Here is a 19,349-nt window from a genome sequence, read left to right as displayed (position 1 = left end):
CATATTTTCCCATCATCAAACCTAGTGAGGACCCTGTATGCAGGCTTTGATCTTAGAACAGCAGGACGGCAAAACCGTTGCCTCGGTGCAAGCCATTGAGGAGAACCGCCTGCCGGAGGGCGACGTGACCGTAGATATCGACTGGTCCAGCCTGAACTATAAGGATGCACTGGCGATTACGGGAAAAGGTAAAATCATCCGAAATTTCCCGATGGTGCCAGGAATCGACTTTGCAGGCCGCGTGCATACCAGTGAAGATCCGCGTTTTCACGCCGGACAGCAGGTGCTGCTCACCGGCTGGGGCGTAGGTGAAAACCACTGGGGCGGACTGGCAGCACAGGCGCGCGTCAAAGGTGACTGGCTGGTCCCGATGCCGAAAGGCCTGGACGGTCGTAAGGCGATGATCATCGGCACGGCAGGCTTCACCGCCATGCTGTGCGTGATGGCGCTGGAAGAGGCCGGGATTCGTCCTGACTCGGGCGAAATTGTCGTCACCGGCGCCAGCGGCGGCGTGGGCAGCACGGCCGTCACGCTGCTGCACAAGCTGGGGTATCAGGTCGCCGCCGTCTCTGGCCGCGAAAGTACGCATGATTATCTACGTCAGCTGGGCGCAAGCCGTATTCTGAGCCGCGACGAATTCGCCGAGACCCGCCCGCTGGAAAAACAGGTCTGGGCTGGCGCAGTAGATACCGTCGGCGACAACGTGCTGGCGAAGGTGCTGGCGCAAATGAATTACGGCGGCTGCGTGGCGGCCTGTGGTCTGGCGGGTGGTTTTGCCCTGCCGACGACGGTGATGCCATTTATTCTGCGTAACGTGCGTCTTCAGGGTGTCGATTCGGTCATGAGCCCAGCCGAGCGGCGGGCTGAGGCCTGGGAACGTCTGGTGCAGGATCTGCCAGCCTCATTCTATGAGCAGAGCGCCACTGAGATCACCCTGAGCCAGGCGCCAGAGTTCGCCAATAAAATCATGGACAACCAGTTCCACGGTCGTGCGCTGGTTAAAATCGCCTAATCTTCAAATTTTCGTGACATATTCGCGCTAACCCTCCTCCTCCGTCATGCTTAGAAAAACGCCTGACGGAGGATGCCATGAAAACCCGAAAACTGACGGAAGCCGACGTAACGTCTGAATCTGTCTTTATGCTACAGCGCCGCCAGATCCTGAAAATGCTTGGCATCAGCGCCACTGCCCTGACGCTCACCCCTGCGGCCCATGCCGATCTGCTCGACTGGTTTAAGGGCAACGATCGCCCGAAAGCCCCCTCCGGCGCACCGCTTGACTTCACCAAACCGGCACAGTGGCAGAATAAACTGACGCTGACGCCGGAAGATAAAGTCACCGGCTATAACAACTTCTATGAGTTTGGTCTTGATAAGGCCGATCCTGCCGCCAACGCCGGGAGCATGAAAACCGATCCCTGGACGCTGAAGATAGATGGCGAGGTGGCAAAACCGCTGACGCTGGATCATCATGACCTCACCACCCGCTTCCCCCTTGAAGAACGCATTTACCGTATGCGCTGTGTGGAAGCCTGGTCGATGGTGGTGCCGTGGGTAGGTTTCCCTTTGCATAAACTGCTGGCGCTGGTTGAGCCCACCAGCAACGCGAAGTATGTTTCTTTCCAGACGCGCTATGCCCCGGACGAGATGCCAGGCCAGAAGGATCGGTTTATCGGCGGCGGGCTGGAGTATCCCTACGTTGAAGGTTTACGTCTCGACGAAGCCATGCATCCGCTTACGCTGCTCACCGTCGGGGTTTATGGCAAAGCGCTGCCGCCGCAAAACGGGGCGCCCATTCGCCTGACCGTACCGTGGAAATACGGTTTCAAGGGCATCAAATCGATCGTCAGCATTAAGCTCACCCGTGAACGCCCCCCCACCACCTGGAACCTGGCAGCGCCTGACGAGTATGGTTTTTTTGCCAACGTTAACCCGCACGTTGACCATCCGCGCTGGTCGCAGGCAACAGAACGTTTTATCGGTTCCGGCGGCGCGCTGGATGTTAAACGCCAGCCAACGCTGCTATTTAACGGCTATGCGGATGAGGTGGCATCCCTCTACCGTGGTCTGAACTTACGGGAGAACTTCTAAGTGCGTTTAACGGCAAAGCAGATAACCTGGCTGAAGGTACTCCTGCATTTAGCCGGATTGCTCCCCTTTATCTGGCTCTTCTGGGCAGCCAGCCAGGGACAGTTCAGTGCCGATCCGGCGAAAGATATTCAGCATTTTACGGGTCGGATGGCTCTGAAATTTTTGCTGGCGACCTTGCTCGTCTCACCGCTGGCGCGCTACGCTAAACAGCCATTATTGATACGCACCCGTCGGCTTTTAGGGCTATGGTGTTTCGCCTGGGCAACGCTGCATCTCACCAGCTACGCCCTGCTGGAACTGGGCATTAATAACCTGGCACTCCTTGGCAGCGAACTGGTGACGCGTCCCTATCTGACGCTGGGTATCGTAAGCTGGCTGGTTTTACTGGCGCTGACGCTGACATCCACGCAGTATGCGCAGCGAAAACTGGGGCGACGCTGGCAACTACTGCATAACTTCGTCTATCTGGTCGCGATCCTCGCCCCTATTCATTACCTGTGGTCGGTGAAGATTTTATCCCCTCAGCCGGTCATCTACGCCCTGCTGGCCCTGGCACTTTTAGCGTGGCGTTACAAGAAGTTCCGCCAGTGGTTGCGATAGTTCACGAAACTGTGCGTTTTCCCGCAGATTATTTATCAACCGCGAATCTTTTTCGGATAGCGGTTGATAATCTTCCCTGATAAGACCAGTATTTAGCTGCCAAATGCTACGAAATCGTTATAATGTGCGACTTCGGTTTTCCGGACAGGGGTTTTAGGCCTCTGAAAGGGTGACAATTGCGCTTTGAGGGTATATGTTGTTTTTTACCCGAAAATCGCAGGAGATAGCGGCATAATGGCTGATAAATTCCAAATTTTAGTTTTAAACGGACCGAACCTGAACATGCTCGGCACCCGTGAGCCAGAGAAGTACGGCACGCTAACATTGAGCGAAATTGTTAACCGTCTGAGTACGGAAGCAGCGTCGCTGAATGTGGATTTGGACCATTTTCAGTCTAACGCGGAGTACGCAATCATCGACCGTATTCATCAGGCTAAAGACACTGTGGACTATATCCTGATCAATCCGGCCGCGTTTACGCACACCAGTGTTGCTATACGCGACGCACTGCTCGCGGTGAGTATCCCGTTTATCGAGATTCACCTGAGTAACGTGCACGCCCGAGAGCCGTTCCGCCACCACTCCTACCTGTCAGATATCGCCGCTGGCGTGATTTGTGGGCTGGGTGCAGACGGCTATTCATACGCTTTACAGACAGCGGTAAAACGCTTGTCACAATCACACTAAACAAGAGTACGGAACCCACTCATGGATATTCGTAAGATTAAAAAACTGATCGAGCTGGTTGAAGAATCAGGCATCTCCGAACTGGAAATTTCTGAAGGCGAAGAGTCTGTACGCATCAGCCGTGCAGCCCCAGCCGCTAGCTTCCCGGTAATGCAGCAAGCTTATGCTGCGCCAGTGCAGCAGCCTGCGCTCTCCGCAGCCGTTGCGCCAGCGGCAGCAGAAGCGGCACCTGCGGCTGCAACAGAAATCAGTGGTCACATCGTACGTTCCCCAATGGTTGGTACTTTCTACCGCACCCCGAGCCCGGACGCGAAGGCGTTCATCGAAGTGGGTCAGAAAGTCAACGTAGGCGATACCCTGTGCATCGTTGAAGCCATGAAAATGATGAACCAGATCGAAGCAGACAAATCAGGTACTGTGAAAGCGATCCTGGTCGAAAGTGGTCAGCCGGTAGAATTTGACGAGCCGCTGGTCGTCATCGAGTAACGAGGCGAACATGCTGGATAAAATTGTTATCGCCAACCGTGGCGAGATTGCACTGCGTATTCTTCGTGCCTGTAAAGAACTGGGCATCAAGACCGTGGCCGTGCATTCAAGCGCGGATCGCGATTTAAAACACGTATTGCTGGCGGATGAGACGGTCTGTATCGGTCCGGCTCCGTCCGTAAAAAGCTATCTGAACATCCCGGCGATCATCAGCGCCGCCGAAATCACTGGCGCGGTCGCGATTCACCCGGGTTATGGTTTCCTCTCTGAGAACGCCAACTTTGCTGAGCAGGTTGAACGCTCTGGCTTTATCTTCATTGGCCCGAAAGCTGACACCATTCGCCTGATGGGTGACAAAGTGTCTGCCATCACCGCGATGAAAAAAGCTGGCGTGCCAACCGTACCGGGCTCTGACGGCCCGCTGACCGACGATATGGATGCTAACCGCGCCCATGCTAAACGCATTGGCTATCCGGTGATCATCAAAGCGTCCGGCGGCGGCGGCGGTCGCGGTATGCGCGTTGTACGCAGCGATGCTGAACTGGCGCAGTCCATCTCCATGACCAAAGCGGAAGCGAAAGCGGCTTTCAGCAATGACATGGTGTACATGGAAAAATACCTGGAAAACCCACGCCACATCGAAATTCAGGTGCTGGCTGACGGTCAGGGTAACGCGATCTATCTGGCAGAACGTGACTGCTCCATGCAGCGTCGTCACCAGAAAGTCGTCGAAGAAGCGCCAGCGCCGGGCATTACGCCGGAACTGCGTCGCTACATCGGTGAGCGTTGCGCCAAAGCGTGTGTCGATATCGGCTATCGCGGGGCGGGTACCTTTGAGTTCCTGTTCGAAAACGGCGAGTTCTACTTCATTGAGATGAACACCCGTATTCAGGTTGAACACCCGGTTACCGAAATGATCACCGGCGTTGACCTGATTAAAGAACAGCTGCGTATCGCAGCCGGTCAGCCGCTGTCCATCAAACAGGAAGAAGTTGTGGTTAAAGGCCATGCGGTAGAGTGCCGTATCAACGCCGAAGACCCGAACACCTTCCTGCCAAGCCCGGGTAAAATCACGCGTTTCCACGCGCCGGGTGGCTTTGGTGTGCGCTGGGAGTCCCATATCTACGCCGGTTACACCGTACCGCCGTACTATGACTCAATGATTGGTAAGCTGATCTGCTACGGCGAAAACCGTGACGTGGCCATTGCCCGCATGAAGAACGCCCTTCAGGAGCTGATCATCGACGGGATCAAAACCAACGTTGATCTCCAGATGCGCATTATGAGCGACGAGCACTTCCAGAATGGTGGGACTAACATCCATTACCTGGAGAAAAAACTCGGTCTGAACGAGAAGTAAGAGATCAGTGTTGCTAAAAGGCCGGATTATCCGGCCTTTTTTATTTCTGGGGATCGCTAAGCCCCATCATGTACAATCCCCGCTTTCTTCATCCACAAGGGACAAAAAATGGACAAACGTTTTGTTCAGGCCCATAAAGAAGCGCGCTGGGCGCTGTGGCTGACCCTTCTCTATCTCGCCGCATGGTTAGTAACTGCTTACTTACCTGATTCGGCGATTGGCATTACCGGCCTCCCGCACTGGTTTGAAATGGCCTGCCTGCTGCTGCCGCTGGTGTTTATCCTGCTGTGCTGGGCGATGGTGAAATTCATCTATCGCGATATTTCACTGGAGGACGATGATGCAGCTTGAAGTCATTCTGCCCCTTATCGCTTACCTGTTCCTGGTGTTTGGCCTGTCGGTTTATGCGATGCGTAAACGTTCGACCGGCACCTTTCTGAACGAGTATTTCCTCGGGAGCCGCTCAATGGGTGGCGTCGTGCTGGCCATGACGCTGACCGCTACTTACATCAGCGCCAGCTCGTTTATCGGTGGCCCGGGCGCCGCTTATAAGTACGGGCTGGGCTGGGTACTGCTGGCCATGATCCAGCTGCCTGCCATCTGGCTCTCTCTGGGCATACTGGGTAAAAAGTTTGCCATTCTGGCCCGTCGCTACAATGCCGTAACGCTGAACGATATGCTGTTTGCCCGCTATCAGAGTCGCTTGCTGGTATGGCTGGCAAGCCTGAGTCTGCTGGTGGCGTTTATTGGCGCAATGACGGTGCAGTTTATCGGCGGCGCACGTCTGCTGGAGACGGCAGCCGGTATCCCCTATGAGACGGGCCTGGTCATTTTCGGTGTGAGTATCGCGCTGTATACCGCGTTTGGCGGGTTCCGCGCCAGCGTACTCAACGACACGATGCAGGGGATGGTGATGCTCATTGGCACCCTCGTTCTGCTGGTGGGTATCGTGCATGCCGCAGGGGGCCTGAGCCATGCGGTTGAAACCCTGGAAGCGATCGATCCGAAACTGGTCTCGCCGCAGGGGGCGGATGATATCCTCTCTCCAACCTTTATGACCTCGTTCTGGGTGCTGGTGTGCTTTGGCGTGATTGGCCTGCCGCATACTGCCGTGCGCTGCATCTCATATAAAGACAGCAAAGCGGTGCACCGCGGGATCATTATCGGGACAATTGTGGTGGCGATCCTGATGTTTGGTATGCACCTGGCGGGCGCGCTGGGCCGCGCGGTGATCCCTGACCTTACCGTACCGGATCTGGTCATTCCGACCCTGATGGTGAAAGTGCTTCCGCCGTTTGCCGCCGGGATTTTCCTCGCCGCACCCATGGCGGCCATTATGTCGACCATCAACGCTCAGTTGCTGCAAAGTTCCGCTACGATCATTAAAGATCTCTATCTGAATTTGCGCCCTGAACAGGTCGAAAATGAGCGACGCCTCAAGCGTATGTCGGCGGTGATTACCCTGGTGCTGGGGGCGTTACTGCTGCTGGCCGCGTGGCGTCCACCGGAGATGATCATCTGGCTAAACCTGCTCGCCTTTGGCGGGCTGGAGGCCGTTTTCCTGTGGCCGCTGGTGCTGGGGCTGTACTGGGAACGCGCGAATGCCGCGGGTGCATTAAGCGGCATGATTGTCGGGGGCGTCCTGTATGCCGTTCTCGCTACGTTTAAAATTCAGTATCTGGGCTTCCATCCGATCGTGCCTTCGTTACTGTTAAGTTTACTGGCGTTTGTGGTGGGAAACCGTTTTGGTCGACCGGTGCCACAAACTGCCCTGATTTCTACTGACAAATAAAGAGTTTTGCCATGCCGTGGATCCAATTAAAACTGAACACAACCGGCGCGAACGCCGAAGAACTGAGTGATGCGCTGATGGAGGCCGGTTCGGTCTCTATCACCTTCCAGGACACGCATGACACGCCGGTCTTTGAGCCGCTGCCAGGCGAAACGCGCCTGTGGGGTGATACGGACGTTATCGGCCTGTTCGATGCAGAAACCGATATGAAAGAGGTCGTGGCGATTCTGGAAAACCATCCGCTGCTGGGCGCGGGTTTCGCGCATAAAATTGAACAGCTGGAAGACAAAGACTGGGAACGCGAGTGGATGGACAACTTCCATCCGATGCAGTTTGGTCAGCGTCTGTGGATCTGCCCAAGCTGGCGTGAAGTGCCCGATGAAAACGCCGTCAACGTGATGCTGGATCCGGGTCTGGCGTTCGGCACCGGTACCCACCCGACAACCTCCCTGTGCCTGCAATGGCTGGATGGCCTGGATCTGGAAGGCAAAACCGTGATCGACTTCGGTTGCGGATCCGGGATCCTTGCTATCGCAGCACTGAAACTGGGCGCGGCAAAAGCCATCGGGATCGACATCGATCCGCAGGCGATTCAGGCCAGCCGTGATAACGCCGAGCGTAATGGCGTTTCCGATCGCCTTGAACTGTATCTGCCCGATGCACAGCCAGAGGCGATGAAAGCCGATGTGGTGGTCGCGAATATCCTGGCTGGCCCATTACGCGAGCTGGCGCCATTAATCAGCGTGCTGCCGGTTGAAGGCGGTCTGCTGGGCCTGTCCGGTATCCTTGCCAGCCAGGCAGACAGCGTCTGTGAAGCCTACGCCGATCTCTTTGCGCTCGACCCGGTGGTCGAGAAAGAAGAGTGGTGTCGCATCACCGGTCATAAAAAATAAGCGTTTGGCGTGGTCGTCTGACCACGCCTTTTTCCTTCGGTTTTTTCTCCCGCCTTCTTCCTTTCTTCGATAAAATAACCCCACAAATCACAATGTTAATTATTGATTTGGATAATAAAATTCACAGGAAGAATATGATGAAACACATTTCAGGCAAGGCAGCGCTGCTGGCGCTGAGCATGATTTCGGCTACGGCTTACGCATCACACTGGAGCTATCAAGGAGAAGGCGCACCGGAACACTGGGGCGAACTGGACGAGGCGTACAAGACGTGTAAAAGCGGAATGTATCAGTCGCCGGTCAACATAGATAACACGGTCAAAGCCCACATCTCTCCGCTGGAAACGCACTATATCGACGGCCCGGTCATTCTGACAAATAACGGCCATACTATCCAGGCGAGTGAAAATGCCGATACACGCGACAGCATCACGCTTGATAAACAGCGCTGGACGTTACAGCAGTTCCATTTCCATGCACCATCCGAAAACACGGTGCACGGTAAAAAATACGCAATGGAAATGCATCTGGTCCATAAAAACGCTGACGGCGAACTGACGGTCGTTGCCGTTATGTTCGATCAGGGCGCTGCAAACACTGAACTGGATAAACTCTGGGGCGTGATGCCGGGACAGGTTGACCAGAACGTCACGATTAAGCCAACCCTTGATATGAATAAATTACTGCCCGCGGATAAAACTTACTGGCGTTTTAGCGGCTCTCTGACCACCCCACCGTGTTCAGAAGGGGTAACGTGGCTGGTCCTCAAGCATCCGCTGACCGTCTCTGCTGAACAGCTGCAAAAATTTACTCACACTCTGCACCACGAAAACAGCCGCCCGGTTCAGCCGCTTCATGGCCGTCTGGTTGTTGAATAAGTCGATTTTTTACGTTGATATCCTGTGCTGAAATGCGACGCAGATCGCAAAGAAGCGCCATAATCTGCTGCTTATAGCAGCAGATTATCCCGAACAATTGATCCATTTATTCAGAAATGATGAGAAGTTACGGGAAATTGTAAGCGCCCACAAAATGTTCATTTATTCATAACACAATGATTTAAATAGCGAATAATCTTATCCCAAAAGAATGACTGGCGATTCCTTGATCTACAACAGAGGATTGTTCAAAGTTTGGCCTTTCATCTCGTGCAAAAAATGCGTAATATACGCCGCCTTGCAGTCACAGTATGGTCATTTCTTAACTCATGCGCATCGGACACCACCAGCTCAGAAATCGCCTGATCGCAGCCCCAATGGCAGGTATTACCGACCGGCCGTTCAGGACGCTGTGCTACGAGATGGGAGCAGGATTAACCGTTTCCGAGATGATGTCGTCTAACCCGCAGGTTTGGGAAAGCGACAAGTCCCGCCTTCGGATGGTGCACGTGGATGAACCAGGTATCCGCACCGTGCAAATTGCCGGAAGCGTGCCTGAAGAAATGGCAGATGCCGCGCGTATTAACGTGGAAAGTGGCGCCCAGATTATTGATATCAATATGGGTTGCCCGGCCAAAAAGGTGAATCGCAAGCTTGCAGGTTCAGCCCTTCTGCAATACCCCGACCAGGTGAAGTCAATCCTGACGGCGGTTGTCAGCGCAGTGGACGTTCCTGTTACGTTGAAGATTCGCACGGGTTGGTCGCCGGAACACCGTAACTGCGTAGAGATTGCCCAACTGGCCGAAGACTGTGGCATTCAGGCCCTGACCATTCATGGACGCACTCGCGCCTGTTTGTTCAACGGTGAAGCTGAATACGACAGCATTCGGGCAGTTAAGCAGAAAGTTTCCATTCCGGTTATCGCGAATGGCGACATTACTGACCCGCTTAAAGCCAGAGCTGTGCTCGACTATACGGGAGCTGATGCTCTGATGATAGGACGTGCCGCTCAGGGAAGACCCTGGATCTTTCGGGAAATCCAGCATTATCTGGACACTGGGGAGCTGCTTGCCCCGCTGCCTCTGGCAGAGGTCAAGCGCTTGCTTTGTTCGCATGTTCGGGAATTGCATGACCACTACGGCCAGGCAAAAGGGTACCGAATTGCGCGTAAACACGTCTCCTGGTATCTCCAGGAGCACGCTCCAAATGACCAGTTTCGGCGCACATTCAACGCCATTGAGGATGCCAGCGAACAGCTGGAGGCGTTGGAGGCATACTTCGAAAATCTTGCGTAATGAAATAAAGAGCTGACAGAACTATGTTCGAACAACGCGTAAATTCTGACGTACTGACCGTTTCTACCGTTAACTCTCAGGATCAGGTGACTCAAAAGCCCCTGCGTGACTCGGTTAAACAGGCACTGAAGAACTATTTTGCTCAACTGAACGGTCAGGATGTTAATGACCTGTATGAGCTGGTACTGGCTGAAGTTGAACAGCCACTGTTGGACATGGTGATGCAATACACCCGTGGTAATCAAACCCGCGCTGCCCTGATGATGGGCATCAACCGTGGTACCCTGCGTAAGAAACTGAAAAAATACGGCATGAACTAATTTCGATTAGCTAACTGCTTGTTTAAAAAGGCGCTCTTCGGCATGGGGAAGCGCCTTTTTTATCGTTCGGGCGAGCAACCGTCAACGCTTTGTAAACCTTCCCTTTCCCCACTTTTCAACGCCCGCTTTTCGTGTATATTTCCACCAACTTACAGGCTCTCTTTTCGCGGAATGACACATGATTCGTAAATACTGGTGGCTGGTCGTTTTTGCTGTCTCTGTTTTCATTTTCGATGCGCTGCTGATGCAGTGGATTGAACTGATGAGCACTGAAACCGATAAATGTCGCAATATGAATTCCGTGAACCCGCTTAAACTGGTCAACTGCTCAGAGCTGGACTAACCGCTTCCATCCTGTATAAAACCCTGTTAACACCCAATAAAAACAGGGGCTTAAATCACTTTTCGTCATTTCCTGACGATGATAATGTCTGTCCCCTTTCCAACCGCTCTTGCTTAACGTCTCACACGAGTGAACAGACCATGCTGGTTAGCCAATACAACCAAATCCTCGTAGTCATCTCCTTTGTTGTTGCCATTCTTGCCGCCTATACCGCACTGAATATGGCTGCGCGCGTTGCTGGAAGCCAGGGCGTCGCTGCACGCGTCTGGCTGGCAGGTGGCGGTGTTTCGATGGGGATTGGCGTGTGGGCGATGCATTTCATCGGTATGCTGGCGATGGATCTTTCCATGAGCATGAGTTACAACGCGGCCCTGACCGTGCTTTCGATGGTTATCGCCATTAGCTCGTCAATGTTTGCCCTGTGGCTCGTTAGCGGCGAGCAGCTACGTTTGCGCCGGCTGCTGCCTGGCGCCGTCGTGATGGGAACGGGCATTGTTGCCATGCACTACACCGGTATGGCTGCCCTGGAGGTCACACCGGGTATTGTCTGGGATAAAACGTGGGTGGCTATCTCTGTGGTCATAGCCCTTGCCGCTTCACTGGCCGCTCTTTGGCTGACGTTCCGTTTACGTCAGGAAGCCGCACGAATGGCGTTGATGCGGCTGGGGGCGGCGATCACCATGGGCATCGCTATCGCTGGCATGCATTACGCTGGCATGGAAGCAGCACAATTTCCGATGTCGACGATGGTCCACCATCATGGCATTAACGGGAGCTGGCTGGCGATATTGGTTAGCGTGGTCGCGCTCGCTATTCTGGGGATTACGCTGCTGGTGTCGATGTTTGATGCCCGCCTTCAGGCTCGTACCTCGCTGCTGGCCTCATCACTGGCAGAAGCTAATCGTGAACTCGCACAGCTGGCGTTGCATGATACGCTGACGCGATTACCCAATCGTATTCTGCTTGAGGATCGCCTCGATCAGGCCATCAGCAAGGCCGATCGCGAAGGAAGCCCTTTCGCGCTGATGTTTATGGATCTCGACGGCTTTAAAACCGTCAACGATGCCTATGGTCATGATGTCGGTGACAAGCTTCTGGTAGCGGTGACTCAGCGTTTGCTGTTGCAGTTGAAAGGTCAGTACACGCTGGCGCGTATCGGTGGGGATGAATTCGTGCTGCTGGCCGAAACCGCCACCCCGGATGATGCTGCCTCACTGGCAAATTCACTGGTGCGCGTCATTGATAGCCCGTTCCATCTCGATCCTTACGAACTGATGGTCACCCTGAGCATTGGCATTGCGCTCTATCCACACGATGGCAAAACCGATCGTGAACTAATGTTTAACGCTGATGCTGCGATGTACCACACGAAACATATGGGTCGCAACGGCTATCACTTCTTCCAGCCGTCAATGAATACGCTGGCGCAGACGCATCTACAGCTGATGAATGATCTGTGGCAGGCCATCGACCGTGATGAGTTACGCCTGCTTTATCAACCTAAATTCCACGCCCCTGCCGGGCCGGTCATCGGGTTCGAAGCGCTGTTACGCTGGCAGCATCCCAAACAGGGATTACTCTCCCCCGACCTGTTTCTACCGCTGGCAGAGAAAACAGGGCTGATTATTCCGATTGGAAACTGGGTAATCGACGAGGCCTGCCGCCAGCTGCGTGAATGGCATCTTCAGGGCCACACGGACTGGTCAATGGCGGTGAATCTTTCTACGTTGCAGTTCGAACAGCCGTCGCTGGTTAAAACGGTTCTCGATTGTCTGACGCGCCATAGCGTGCCGCCCGGCATGTTGATTCTGGAGGTGACTGAAACCACGGCAATGAGCAATCCGGACGAAAGCGTACGCGTCCTGACAGCGCTGACGGATGCGGGAGTAAAAGCCTCAATAGACGATTTTGGTACAGGTTACTCAAGCCTTCTCTATCTTAAGCGGCTTCCCGCCTGCGAGTTGAAAATCGATCGCGCTTTTGTGAAAGAGTTAAGTGGAGAGAGCGAAGATGCGACAATTGTCTCGGCGATTGTCGCCCTGGCAAAAACGCTGAATCTGAAGGTCGTGGCGGAAGGGGTCGAAACCGCAGCGCAGCAGACCTTCCTGACAGAACTGGGATGCAATACGCTACAGGGTTATCTGCTGGGCAAACCAATTACCGCGCAAGCTATTATGGAACAGTGCCAGCACGGGGAGATGTCGCCACCCCGGGCGCAGTCATAAGGCTGTATCGTAAACCACTGGCGCCACTCGGGTGATATTTAGTGTCGCCAGAATATTATCCACCAGCGCCGGCGCTTGTTTGTACAGATTAAAACTGGTGTTATCCATTAACCAGTTTTTAATGACTCCGCTAAAAAAGGCATGGAAAACAATCAGCGCCAGTTCAATATTAGTTTGCGAAGAGATAATGTTATGAGCAATGCATCGCTTAAGCGTCTTGCGAAGATAATCATCGTTTAAACCGATCCGCTTGCGTATTTCACATTCTGAAATCACATCGTCATGAAATTCACACTTATGATACAGAATTTGTAAAAGCGCATACTGTCGGGGTTCGCTCGCAATATATTGCAGCGCAACAATAAATTGTTCACGAAGCATTAACAAAGGGTCGTCATTTTCGGAAAGCATTAGCCTGTCACGAATGATTTCACGCAGCGGCAATTGCTGTTCCCATATTGCGTTAAATATTTCCGCTTTACTCGAGAAATGCCAGTAAACCGCCCCGCGAGTGAGTTGAGCTGCATCGGCAATGTCGGTAAGCGTGGTGCTGGCCACGCCACGCGTCGCGAATAGCCTGATAGCGGCTTCAATCAGCTGCTGGCGGGTCTTTTGAGCCTCTTCTTTCTTTTTGCGCGCCATTACCTGCTACTCGTTACTTACAAGATTGATACGTTATCAAAGGATATTGCCGTGGTCGTGTCAGACAAAGTATTAACCAAAATCCTTGTTAGTTTTGCACAAAAAAAGTCAATTCGTTTAATTTATAAACCTCGTGAATAAATTGAATATATTAAATACATAAAACATATGTATAGCTTTCACCAAAAAGCATTTCGTTGATTATCCTGACAGAAATAGAGTGTCGAATGCACTGGGTCAGATTCCGATTTTTACTTTTTAAAAGCTCCATCAGCACTTATAAATTAAAAAACATTAAATACCCTCATTATTATACGAAGCTACATTTCTTTTTTTGCCTCACACCCTTTCACCGATTCATGACAAATATCGGTTCAGGGGTAGTTTAAGGAACAGTAATGACGAATCACTTCAGATGCTTACCCTTATCCGGTTTCATTGTCTGTGCCGCGCTGCTTACCGGGTGCGATGGGCAAGAAAACCCACAGCAGCATGCGCAAGCTCCTCAGGTCAGTGTTCATATTGTTAAAAGCGCGCCACTGGCCGTAAAGACAGAATTGCCTGGCAGAACTGACGCGTATCGTGTTGCGGAGGTTCGTCCCCAGGTAAGTGGTATCATTCTGCACCGTAATTTTACCGAAGGCAGCGACGTCAAAGCGGGTGAATCCCTTTATCAGATCGATCCGGCCACGTATCAGGCAGCCTACGACAATGCGAAAGGTGAACTGGTAAAAGCACAGGCGGCGGCCAATATCGCTCATCTGACGGTGAAACGTTACGTTCCGCTGGTCGGTACGCAATATGTGAGCAAGCAGGAGTACGATCAGGCGGTGGCAACCGCCCAGCAGGCGGATGCGAGCGTCGTTGCCGCGAAGGCTGGCGTTGAAAGCGCGCGGATCAACCTGGCTTATACCAAAGTCACATCCCCAATCAACGGGTGTATAGGTAAATCCAGCGTCACCGAAGGGGCGTTGGTTACTAATGGTCAGTCGACTGCACTGGCGACGGTTCAGCAGCTCGATCCCATTTATGTCGATGTGACGCAATCCAGCAGCGATTTTATGCGTCTGAAGCAGCAGACGAGCCTGCAAAAGGGAGACACCAGCAGCGTCGAGTTGCTGATGGAAAATGGCCAGCCTTATCCACTGAAAGGAACGCTCCAGTTCTCTGATGTCACGGTAGATGAAAGTACCGGCTCAATCACCCTTCGCGCCCTCTTCCCTAACCCTCAGCATATGCTGTTACCGGGTATGTTTGTCCGTGCACGCATTGACGAAGGTACACAACCTGATGCCATTCTTGTTCCCCAGCAGGGGGTAACCCGTACACCGCGCGGGGATGCCACTGTGCTTGTGGTAAACGATAAAAACCAGGTGGAATCGCGCACTGTCGTTGCACCGCAGGCGATTGGCGATCGCTGGCTGATCACGGAAGGCCTGAAAAACGGCGACCGCGTCATTATCAGCGGCCTGCAAAAAGTTCGCCCTGGCGTTACCGTCGTGGCTATTCCTGATACCGCCGCGACTCCAGCCAGTTAAGGAATAACGACATGGCTAATTTCTTTATTCAACGGCCTGTTTTCGCCTGGGTACTCGCCATCATTCTGATGATTGCAGGCGGGCTGGCCATTTTAAAACTGCCGGTGGCGCAATATCCGACCATTGCGCCGCCAGCGGTGGCGGTGACAGCAACCTACCCTGGCGCTGATGCCCAGACGGTACAGGACACCGTAACTCAGGTTATCGAACAGAACATGAACGGTATCGATAATTTGATGTACATGTCGTCCACCAGTGATTCCGCCGGTAACGTCACCATTACGCTGACGTTCGAGTCGGGTACGGATCCTGATATCGCGCAGGTGCAGGTTCAGAACAAACTCCAGCTCGCCATGCCGCTGCTGCCGCAAGAAGTGCAGCAGCAGGGGATTGGCGTGGAGAAATCCAGCAGCAGCTTCCTGCTGGTTGCAGGCTTTGTGTCGGACAATAAAAATCTCACGCAGGATGATATCTCCGACTATGTCGCTTCTAACGTAAAAGATGCGATCAGCCGTACTTCCGGCGTCGGTGACGTGCAACTGTTCGGTGCCCAGTATGCAATGCGCATCTGGCTGGACAGCAACGCGATGAACAAATATCAGCTCACGCCGCTGGATATCATTAACCAGCTGAAAACACAGAACGACCAGATTGCTGCGGGCCAGTTGGGAGGAACGCCGTCCGTACCAGGGCAGCAACTGAACGCCTCAATTATTGCTCAAACACGCTTGAAATCGCCGGAGGAGTTTGGTCGTGTGACGCTGAAGGTGAACCAGGACGGTTCAATGGTCCACCTGAAAGATGTGGCACGCATTGAGCTGGGTGGCGAAAACTACAACATGGTCACCAAAATCAATGGCCAGGCAGCAACGGGGCTGGGGATCAAGCTGGCGACTGGCGCAAACGCGCTGGATACCGCTGCCGCCATCAAGAGTAAACTGGCGCAGTTGCAGCCCTTCTTCCCTCAGGGTCTGAAAGTCGTGTATCCGTACGACACCACACCTTTCGTGAAGATCTCCATCCATGAAGTGGTGAAGACGCTGTTTGAAGCGATTGTTCTCGTGTTCCTGGTGATGTACCTGTTCCTGCAAAACCTGCGGGCAACGCTTATTCCCACTATCGCCGTTCCCGTGGTGTTACTGGGCACCTTTGCGGTACTGGCTGCGTTCGGGTTCTCCATTAACACCCTGACGATGTTCGGGATGGTATTGGCGATAGGTCTTCTCGTCGATGACGCCATCGTGGTAGTCGAGAACGTAGAACGCGTCATGGTTGAGGACAAGCTGCCGCCAAAAGAGGCGACGCAGAAGTCAATGGAGCAAATCCAGGGCGCTCTGGTGGGCATTGCCATGGTGCTTTCGGCGGTATTTATTCCGATGGCATTCTTTGGTGGTTCAACCGGGGCTATCTATCGCCAGTTCTCGCTGACCATTGTCTCCGCGATGGCCTTGTCGGTACTGGTGGCGTTGATATTAACGCCTGCTCTTTGTGCAACGCTGCTCAAACCGGTTTCCAGCGAACATCATGAAAAGAAAGGTGGTTTCTTCGGCTGGTTTAACGCGCTCTTTGATAAGAGTGTGGAGCACTACAGCAACAGCGTGAGCGGCATTTTACGTAAGACCGGCCGCTATCTGCTGGTTTACGTCATCATCGTCGGCGGCATGGCAGTTCTGTTCCTGCGCCTGCCTTCCTCCTTCCTGCCGGAAGAGGATCAGGGTGTGTTTATGACGATGGTTCAGTTGCCGGCAGGGGCGACGCAGATGCGTACCCAGCAGGTACTCGATCAGGTTCAGGATTATTACCTGACGAAAGAGAAAGCGAACGTTGAATCGGTCTTTACCGTAAACGGGTTTAGTTTTAGCGGACAGGGTCAGAACTCCGGTATCGCTTTCGTCAGCCTGAAGCCATGGGAAGAGCGTCCGGGCAAGGAAAACGGCGTTGAGGCGATTGTCAGCCGCGCGACGAAAGCGTTCAGCCAGATCAAAGACGGCCTTGTATTTCCGTTTAACCTGCCTGCCATTATTGAACTGGGTACCGCAACAGGCTTTGACTTTGAACTGATAGACCAGGCAAACCTGGGACATACGCAGTTAACGCAGGCGCGTAACCAGCTGCTGGGCATGGTGAGAGAACATCCTGACTTACTGGTCCGCGTGCGTCCTAACGGACTGGAAGATACGCCACAGTTCAAGCTGGACGTCGATCAGGAGAAGGCACAGGCGCTGGGTGTGAGCGTGTCTGACGTCAATCAGACTATTTCAACAGCCCTGGGTGGCACCTATGTGAACGACTTTATCGATCACGGACGGGTGAAAAAAGTTTATGTCCAGGCTGATGCTCGCTTCCGTATGCTACCCGGAGACATTAACGGCCTGTATGTGCGTAGCGCTAACGGCGAAATGGTGCCTTTCTCTGCCTTTAGCAGCTCTCACTGGGTGTACGGTTCACCGCGTCTGGAACGTTACAATGGGATGCCATCAATGGAGATCCTCGGTGAGTCTGCACCAGGCAAAAGTACCGGTGAGGCAATGGCGCTGATGGAAAACCTTGCGTCAAAACTGCCGTCCGGCATCGGCTACGACTGGACGGGGATGTCTTATCAGGAACGACTTTCCGGGAATCAGGCTCCGGCGCTGTACGCCATTTCACTTATTGTGGTGTTCCTGTGTCTGGCGGCTCTCTATGAAAGCTGGTCAATTCCATTCTCGGTCATGCTGGTTGTGCCTCTGGGGGTGATCGGTGCGCTTCTGGCTGCATCAATGCGAGGGCTGAACAATGACGTTTACTTCCAGGTTGGTCTGCTTACAACAATTGGTTTATCAGCCAAGAACGCCATACTGATCGTTGAGTTCGCCAAAGATCTCATGGATAAAGAAGGCAAAGGGATTATCGAAGCCACGCTTGAAGCCTCGCGTATGCGTCTGCGTCCTATCCTGATGACTTCCCTGGCATTCATCCTTGGTGTTATGCCTCTGGTCATCAGCAGCGGTGCAGGTAGTGGTGCACAAAATGCGGTCGGGACGGGCGTGATGGGCGGGATGCTCTCAGCCACCCTGTTGGCCATATTCTTTGTTCCTGTTTTCTTTGTGGTTGTCCGGAGACGATTTACAAAGCACAAGGATTAATGAAAATCATAAAGGCACCTCTGGTGCCTTTTTTATTTCCTGAAAACAATGTAAAAACACATCCCCTCTTCACATTTCCTCCATTAATAATTACTGCCCGCGCTTTTTTCTTCATAATTTTTACAATCCACACAAATTGAGATTATTCCACGTGCTGCATGGTATTAGTGCGGTGGTAAAATAATCATCGATTCGTTAATTGCCGCATCGGCTCTTTAGCGAATAGGCGATCATATTGAGGTAACATCATGAAAAGATTCCTTTCCGTTGCACTTCTCGCTGCGCTGCTTGCTGGTTGCGCGCACGATTCCCCATGTGTACCGGTATACGACGATCAGGGGCGACTGGTTCACACCAATACCTGTATGAAGGGCACTACCCAGGATAACTGGGAAACAGCAGGTGCGATTGCTGGTGGCGCCGCGGCAATCGCTGGCCTGACACTCGGTATTGTCGCCCTCACTAAATAAGGCTTCTAAAAGCGCGGCGATGGCCGCGCTTTTATTTTTGCCTGATATAAGAAACGTATATTCCCCATCGCAAATAACATCAGATATTAATTAAATTCAATACGCTACCTTACTCCTCGCTATATCCCTTACCTGTACAGCATTTGGCATAACATTTAATTCATTTAACACTACTGCGAGCCAGCAGAATGCATTTCACAACTACAGTTTCAGTACGGTAAAGCGCTACGTCCGTAGGGTATTAACGGCACCAGTGAGAACATCGAATGAGGGAATTGGTTTAGCTGGAGATATAACGCAAAAAGGCCATCCTTTCGGATGGCCTTTCTACTTGTTTGATGTCTGGCAGTTCCCTACTCTCACATGGGGAGACCCCACACTACCATCGGCGCTACGGCGTTTCACTTCTGAGTTCGGCATGGGGTCAGGTGGGACCACCGCGCTAAAGCCGCCAGACAAATTCTTTTACTTCTTGCCGAACTTTAACCTAAGTATAAAGTGGTGCTGATACCCAGAGTCGAACTGGGGACCTCACCCTTACCAAGGGTGCGCTCTACCAACTGAGCCATATCAGCACGCTAAATTTGATGCCTGGCAGTTCCCT

At 53.0% G+C, this 19,349-nt stretch carries 18 protein-coding genes, 1 tRNA gene and 1 rRNA gene; 17 read left to right on the top strand and 3 right to left on the bottom strand.

The annotated features are described in order from the left end of the window. Positions 1–37: 37 nt before the first annotated feature. From DD597_RS04540 to DD597_RS04475, 14 genes are all read left to right on the top strand, one after another. Positions 38–1,012, top strand: a complete 975-nt coding sequence (locus DD597_RS04540) for an MDR family oxidoreductase (protein WP_003860398.1) — start codon at positions 38–40, stop codon at positions 1,010–1,012. Between the two features lie 77 nt (positions 1,013–1,089). Further along, positions 1,090–2,091, top strand: coding sequence for a protein-methionine-sulfoxide reductase catalytic subunit MsrP (msrP, locus tag DD597_RS04535; RefSeq protein ID WP_003860395.1), 1,002 nt, complete (start codon positions 1,090–1,092; stop codon positions 2,089–2,091). Beyond that, complete coding sequence (msrQ, locus tag DD597_RS04530; protein ID WP_003860393.1) at positions 2,092–2,691, top strand: protein-methionine-sulfoxide reductase heme-binding subunit MsrQ; 600 nt, start codon at positions 2,092–2,094, stop codon at positions 2,689–2,691. A 234-nt stretch (positions 2,692–2,925) separates the two neighbouring features. Next, a complete protein-coding gene (gene aroQ, locus DD597_RS04525) occupies positions 2,926–3,378 on the top strand; it encodes a type II 3-dehydroquinate dehydratase (RefSeq protein ID WP_003860391.1) in 453 nt (150 codons plus the stop codon). A 21-nt stretch (positions 3,379–3,399) separates the two neighbouring features. After that, complete coding sequence (gene accB / locus DD597_RS04520) at positions 3,400–3,864, top strand: acetyl-CoA carboxylase biotin carboxyl carrier protein (RefSeq protein WP_003860389.1); 465 nt, start codon at positions 3,400–3,402, stop codon at positions 3,862–3,864. Between the two features lie 10 nt (positions 3,865–3,874). Next, the gene (gene accC / locus DD597_RS04515) at positions 3,875–5,224 is read left to right on the top strand and encodes an acetyl-CoA carboxylase biotin carboxylase subunit (protein WP_003860388.1); all 1,350 of its coding nucleotides are present in this window, start codon (positions 3,875–3,877) and stop codon (positions 5,222–5,224) included. A 108-nt stretch (positions 5,225–5,332) separates the two neighbouring features. Beyond that, positions 5,333–5,575, top strand: coding sequence for a YhdT family protein (locus tag DD597_RS04510; protein ID WP_003860385.1), 243 nt, complete (start codon positions 5,333–5,335; stop codon positions 5,573–5,575). Continuing rightward, entirely contained in the window at positions 5,565–7,016 is a 1,452-nt protein-coding gene (panF, locus tag DD597_RS04505) for a sodium/pantothenate symporter (RefSeq protein WP_023323805.1), read from the top strand. Before DD597_RS04510 ends, panF begins: the two co-directional genes overlap by 11 nt. Positions 7,017–7,027: 11 nt before the next feature. Next, the gene (prmA, locus tag DD597_RS04500) at positions 7,028–7,909 is read left to right on the top strand and encodes a 50S ribosomal protein L11 methyltransferase (protein WP_003860381.1); all 882 of its coding nucleotides are present in this window, start codon (positions 7,028–7,030) and stop codon (positions 7,907–7,909) included. A 137-nt stretch (positions 7,910–8,046) separates the two neighbouring features. After that, on the top strand, positions 8,047–8,787 hold the full coding sequence (locus DD597_RS04495) for a carbonic anhydrase (RefSeq protein WP_003860379.1): 741 nt from the start codon (positions 8,047–8,049) through the stop codon (positions 8,785–8,787). Between the two features lie 329 nt (positions 8,788–9,116). Further along, positions 9,117–10,082 (top strand): tRNA dihydrouridine synthase DusB, encoded by a 966-nt coding sequence (gene dusB, locus DD597_RS04490; RefSeq protein ID WP_022651936.1) that lies wholly within the window; start codon positions 9,117–9,119, stop codon positions 10,080–10,082. A 23-nt stretch (positions 10,083–10,105) separates the two neighbouring features. Then, positions 10,106–10,402 (top strand): DNA-binding transcriptional regulator Fis, encoded by a 297-nt coding sequence (gene fis, locus DD597_RS04485; RefSeq protein WP_000462905.1) that lies wholly within the window; start codon positions 10,106–10,108, stop codon positions 10,400–10,402. Between the two features lie 178 nt (positions 10,403–10,580). Further along, positions 10,581–10,745, top strand: coding sequence for a DUF2556 family protein (locus tag DD597_RS04480; protein WP_003860373.1), 165 nt, complete (start codon positions 10,581–10,583; stop codon positions 10,743–10,745). A 140-nt stretch (positions 10,746–10,885) separates the two neighbouring features. Further along, positions 10,886–12,970 (top strand): bifunctional diguanylate cyclase/phosphodiesterase, encoded by a 2,085-nt coding sequence (locus DD597_RS04475; RefSeq protein ID WP_003860371.1) that lies wholly within the window; start codon positions 10,886–10,888, stop codon positions 12,968–12,970. Here the strand turns inward: DD597_RS04475 and envR are convergent. Continuing rightward, positions 12,965–13,612 (bottom strand): acrEF/envCD operon transcriptional regulator, encoded by a 648-nt coding sequence (gene envR, locus DD597_RS04470; RefSeq protein ID WP_023314924.1) that lies wholly within the window; start codon positions 13,610–13,612, stop codon positions 12,965–12,967. The genes DD597_RS04475 and envR overlap by 6 nt on opposite strands. Positions 13,613–14,010: 398 nt before the next feature. On the opposite strand from envR, the gene DD597_RS04465 reads away from it, so the two are divergent. The 3 genes from DD597_RS04465 to DD597_RS04455 all read left to right on the top strand — a co-directional run bounded on the left by DD597_RS04465 (position 14,011) and on the right by DD597_RS04455 (position 18,745). Beyond that, complete coding sequence (locus tag DD597_RS04465; protein ID WP_129255980.1) at positions 14,011–15,150, top strand: efflux RND transporter periplasmic adaptor subunit; 1,140 nt, start codon at positions 14,011–14,013, stop codon at positions 15,148–15,150. 11 nt (positions 15,151–15,161) lie between these two features. Then, positions 15,162–18,275: an efflux RND transporter permease subunit gene (locus DD597_RS04460; RefSeq protein WP_023314926.1), complete on the top strand. Its 3,114-nt coding sequence runs from the start codon at positions 15,162–15,164 to the stop codon at positions 18,273–18,275. Positions 18,276–18,523: 248 nt separating this feature from the next. Further along, positions 18,524–18,745, top strand: a complete 222-nt coding sequence (locus tag DD597_RS04455) for a lipoprotein (protein WP_003860364.1) — start codon at positions 18,524–18,526, stop codon at positions 18,743–18,745. A 340-nt stretch (positions 18,746–19,085) separates the two neighbouring features. On the opposite strand, the gene rrf is transcribed toward DD597_RS04455, so the two are convergent. Further along, positions 19,086–19,201: ribosomal RNA gene (rrf, locus tag DD597_RS04450) — 5S ribosomal RNA — on the bottom strand. Positions 19,202–19,244: 43 nt separating this feature from the next. Next, a tRNA-Thr gene (locus DD597_RS04445) sits at positions 19,245–19,320 on the bottom strand. Positions 19,321–19,349 lie beyond the last annotated feature (29 nt).

This window comes from Enterobacter cloacae complex sp. 677-3DZ2D5B, from assembly GCF_004136695.1.
Lineage (GTDB): Bacteria > Pseudomonadota > Gammaproteobacteria > Enterobacterales > Enterobacteriaceae > Enterobacter > Enterobacter hormaechei_C.
This window is presented reverse-complemented; position numbering and strand designations above follow the sequence as displayed.

Coding starts and splice junctions, on each gene's coding strand:
- accB (WP_003860389.1), top strand. CDS start 3,400: ATGGATATTCGTAAGATTAAAAAACTGATCGAGCTGGTTGAAGAATCA.
- DD597_RS04495 (WP_003860379.1), top strand. CDS start 8,047: ATGAAACACATTTCAGGCAAGGCAGCGCTGCTGGCGCTGAGCATGATT.
- msrP (WP_003860395.1), top strand. CDS start 1,090: ATGAAAACCCGAAAACTGACGGAAGCCGACGTAACGTCTGAATCTGTC.
- fis (WP_000462905.1), top strand. CDS start 10,106: ATGTTCGAACAACGCGTAAATTCTGACGTACTGACCGTTTCTACCGTT.
- prmA (WP_003860381.1), top strand. CDS start 7,028: ATGCCGTGGATCCAATTAAAACTGAACACAACCGGCGCGAACGCCGAA.
- DD597_RS04480 (WP_003860373.1), top strand. CDS start 10,581: ATGATTCGTAAATACTGGTGGCTGGTCGTTTTTGCTGTCTCTGTTTTC.
- panF (WP_023323805.1), top strand. CDS start 5,565: ATGCAGCTTGAAGTCATTCTGCCCCTTATCGCTTACCTGTTCCTGGTG.
- DD597_RS04460 (WP_023314926.1), top strand. CDS start 15,162: ATGGCTAATTTCTTTATTCAACGGCCTGTTTTCGCCTGGGTACTCGCC.
- envR (WP_023314924.1), bottom strand. CDS start 13,612: ATGGCGCGCAAAAAGAAAGAAGAGGCTCAAAAGACCCGCCAGCAGCTG.
- DD597_RS04510 (WP_003860385.1), top strand. CDS start 5,333: ATGGACAAACGTTTTGTTCAGGCCCATAAAGAAGCGCGCTGGGCGCTG.
- dusB (WP_022651936.1), top strand. CDS start 9,117: ATGCGCATCGGACACCACCAGCTCAGAAATCGCCTGATCGCAGCCCCA.
- DD597_RS04540 (WP_003860398.1), top strand. CDS start 38: ATGCAGGCTTTGATCTTAGAACAGCAGGACGGCAAAACCGTTGCCTCG.
- DD597_RS04465 (WP_129255980.1), top strand. CDS start 14,011: ATGACGAATCACTTCAGATGCTTACCCTTATCCGGTTTCATTGTCTGT.
- accC (WP_003860388.1), top strand. CDS start 3,875: ATGCTGGATAAAATTGTTATCGCCAACCGTGGCGAGATTGCACTGCGT.
- DD597_RS04475 (WP_003860371.1), top strand. CDS start 10,886: ATGCTGGTTAGCCAATACAACCAAATCCTCGTAGTCATCTCCTTTGTT.
- aroQ (WP_003860391.1), top strand. CDS start 2,926: ATGGCTGATAAATTCCAAATTTTAGTTTTAAACGGACCGAACCTGAAC.
- DD597_RS04455 (WP_003860364.1), top strand. CDS start 18,524: ATGAAAAGATTCCTTTCCGTTGCACTTCTCGCTGCGCTGCTTGCTGGT.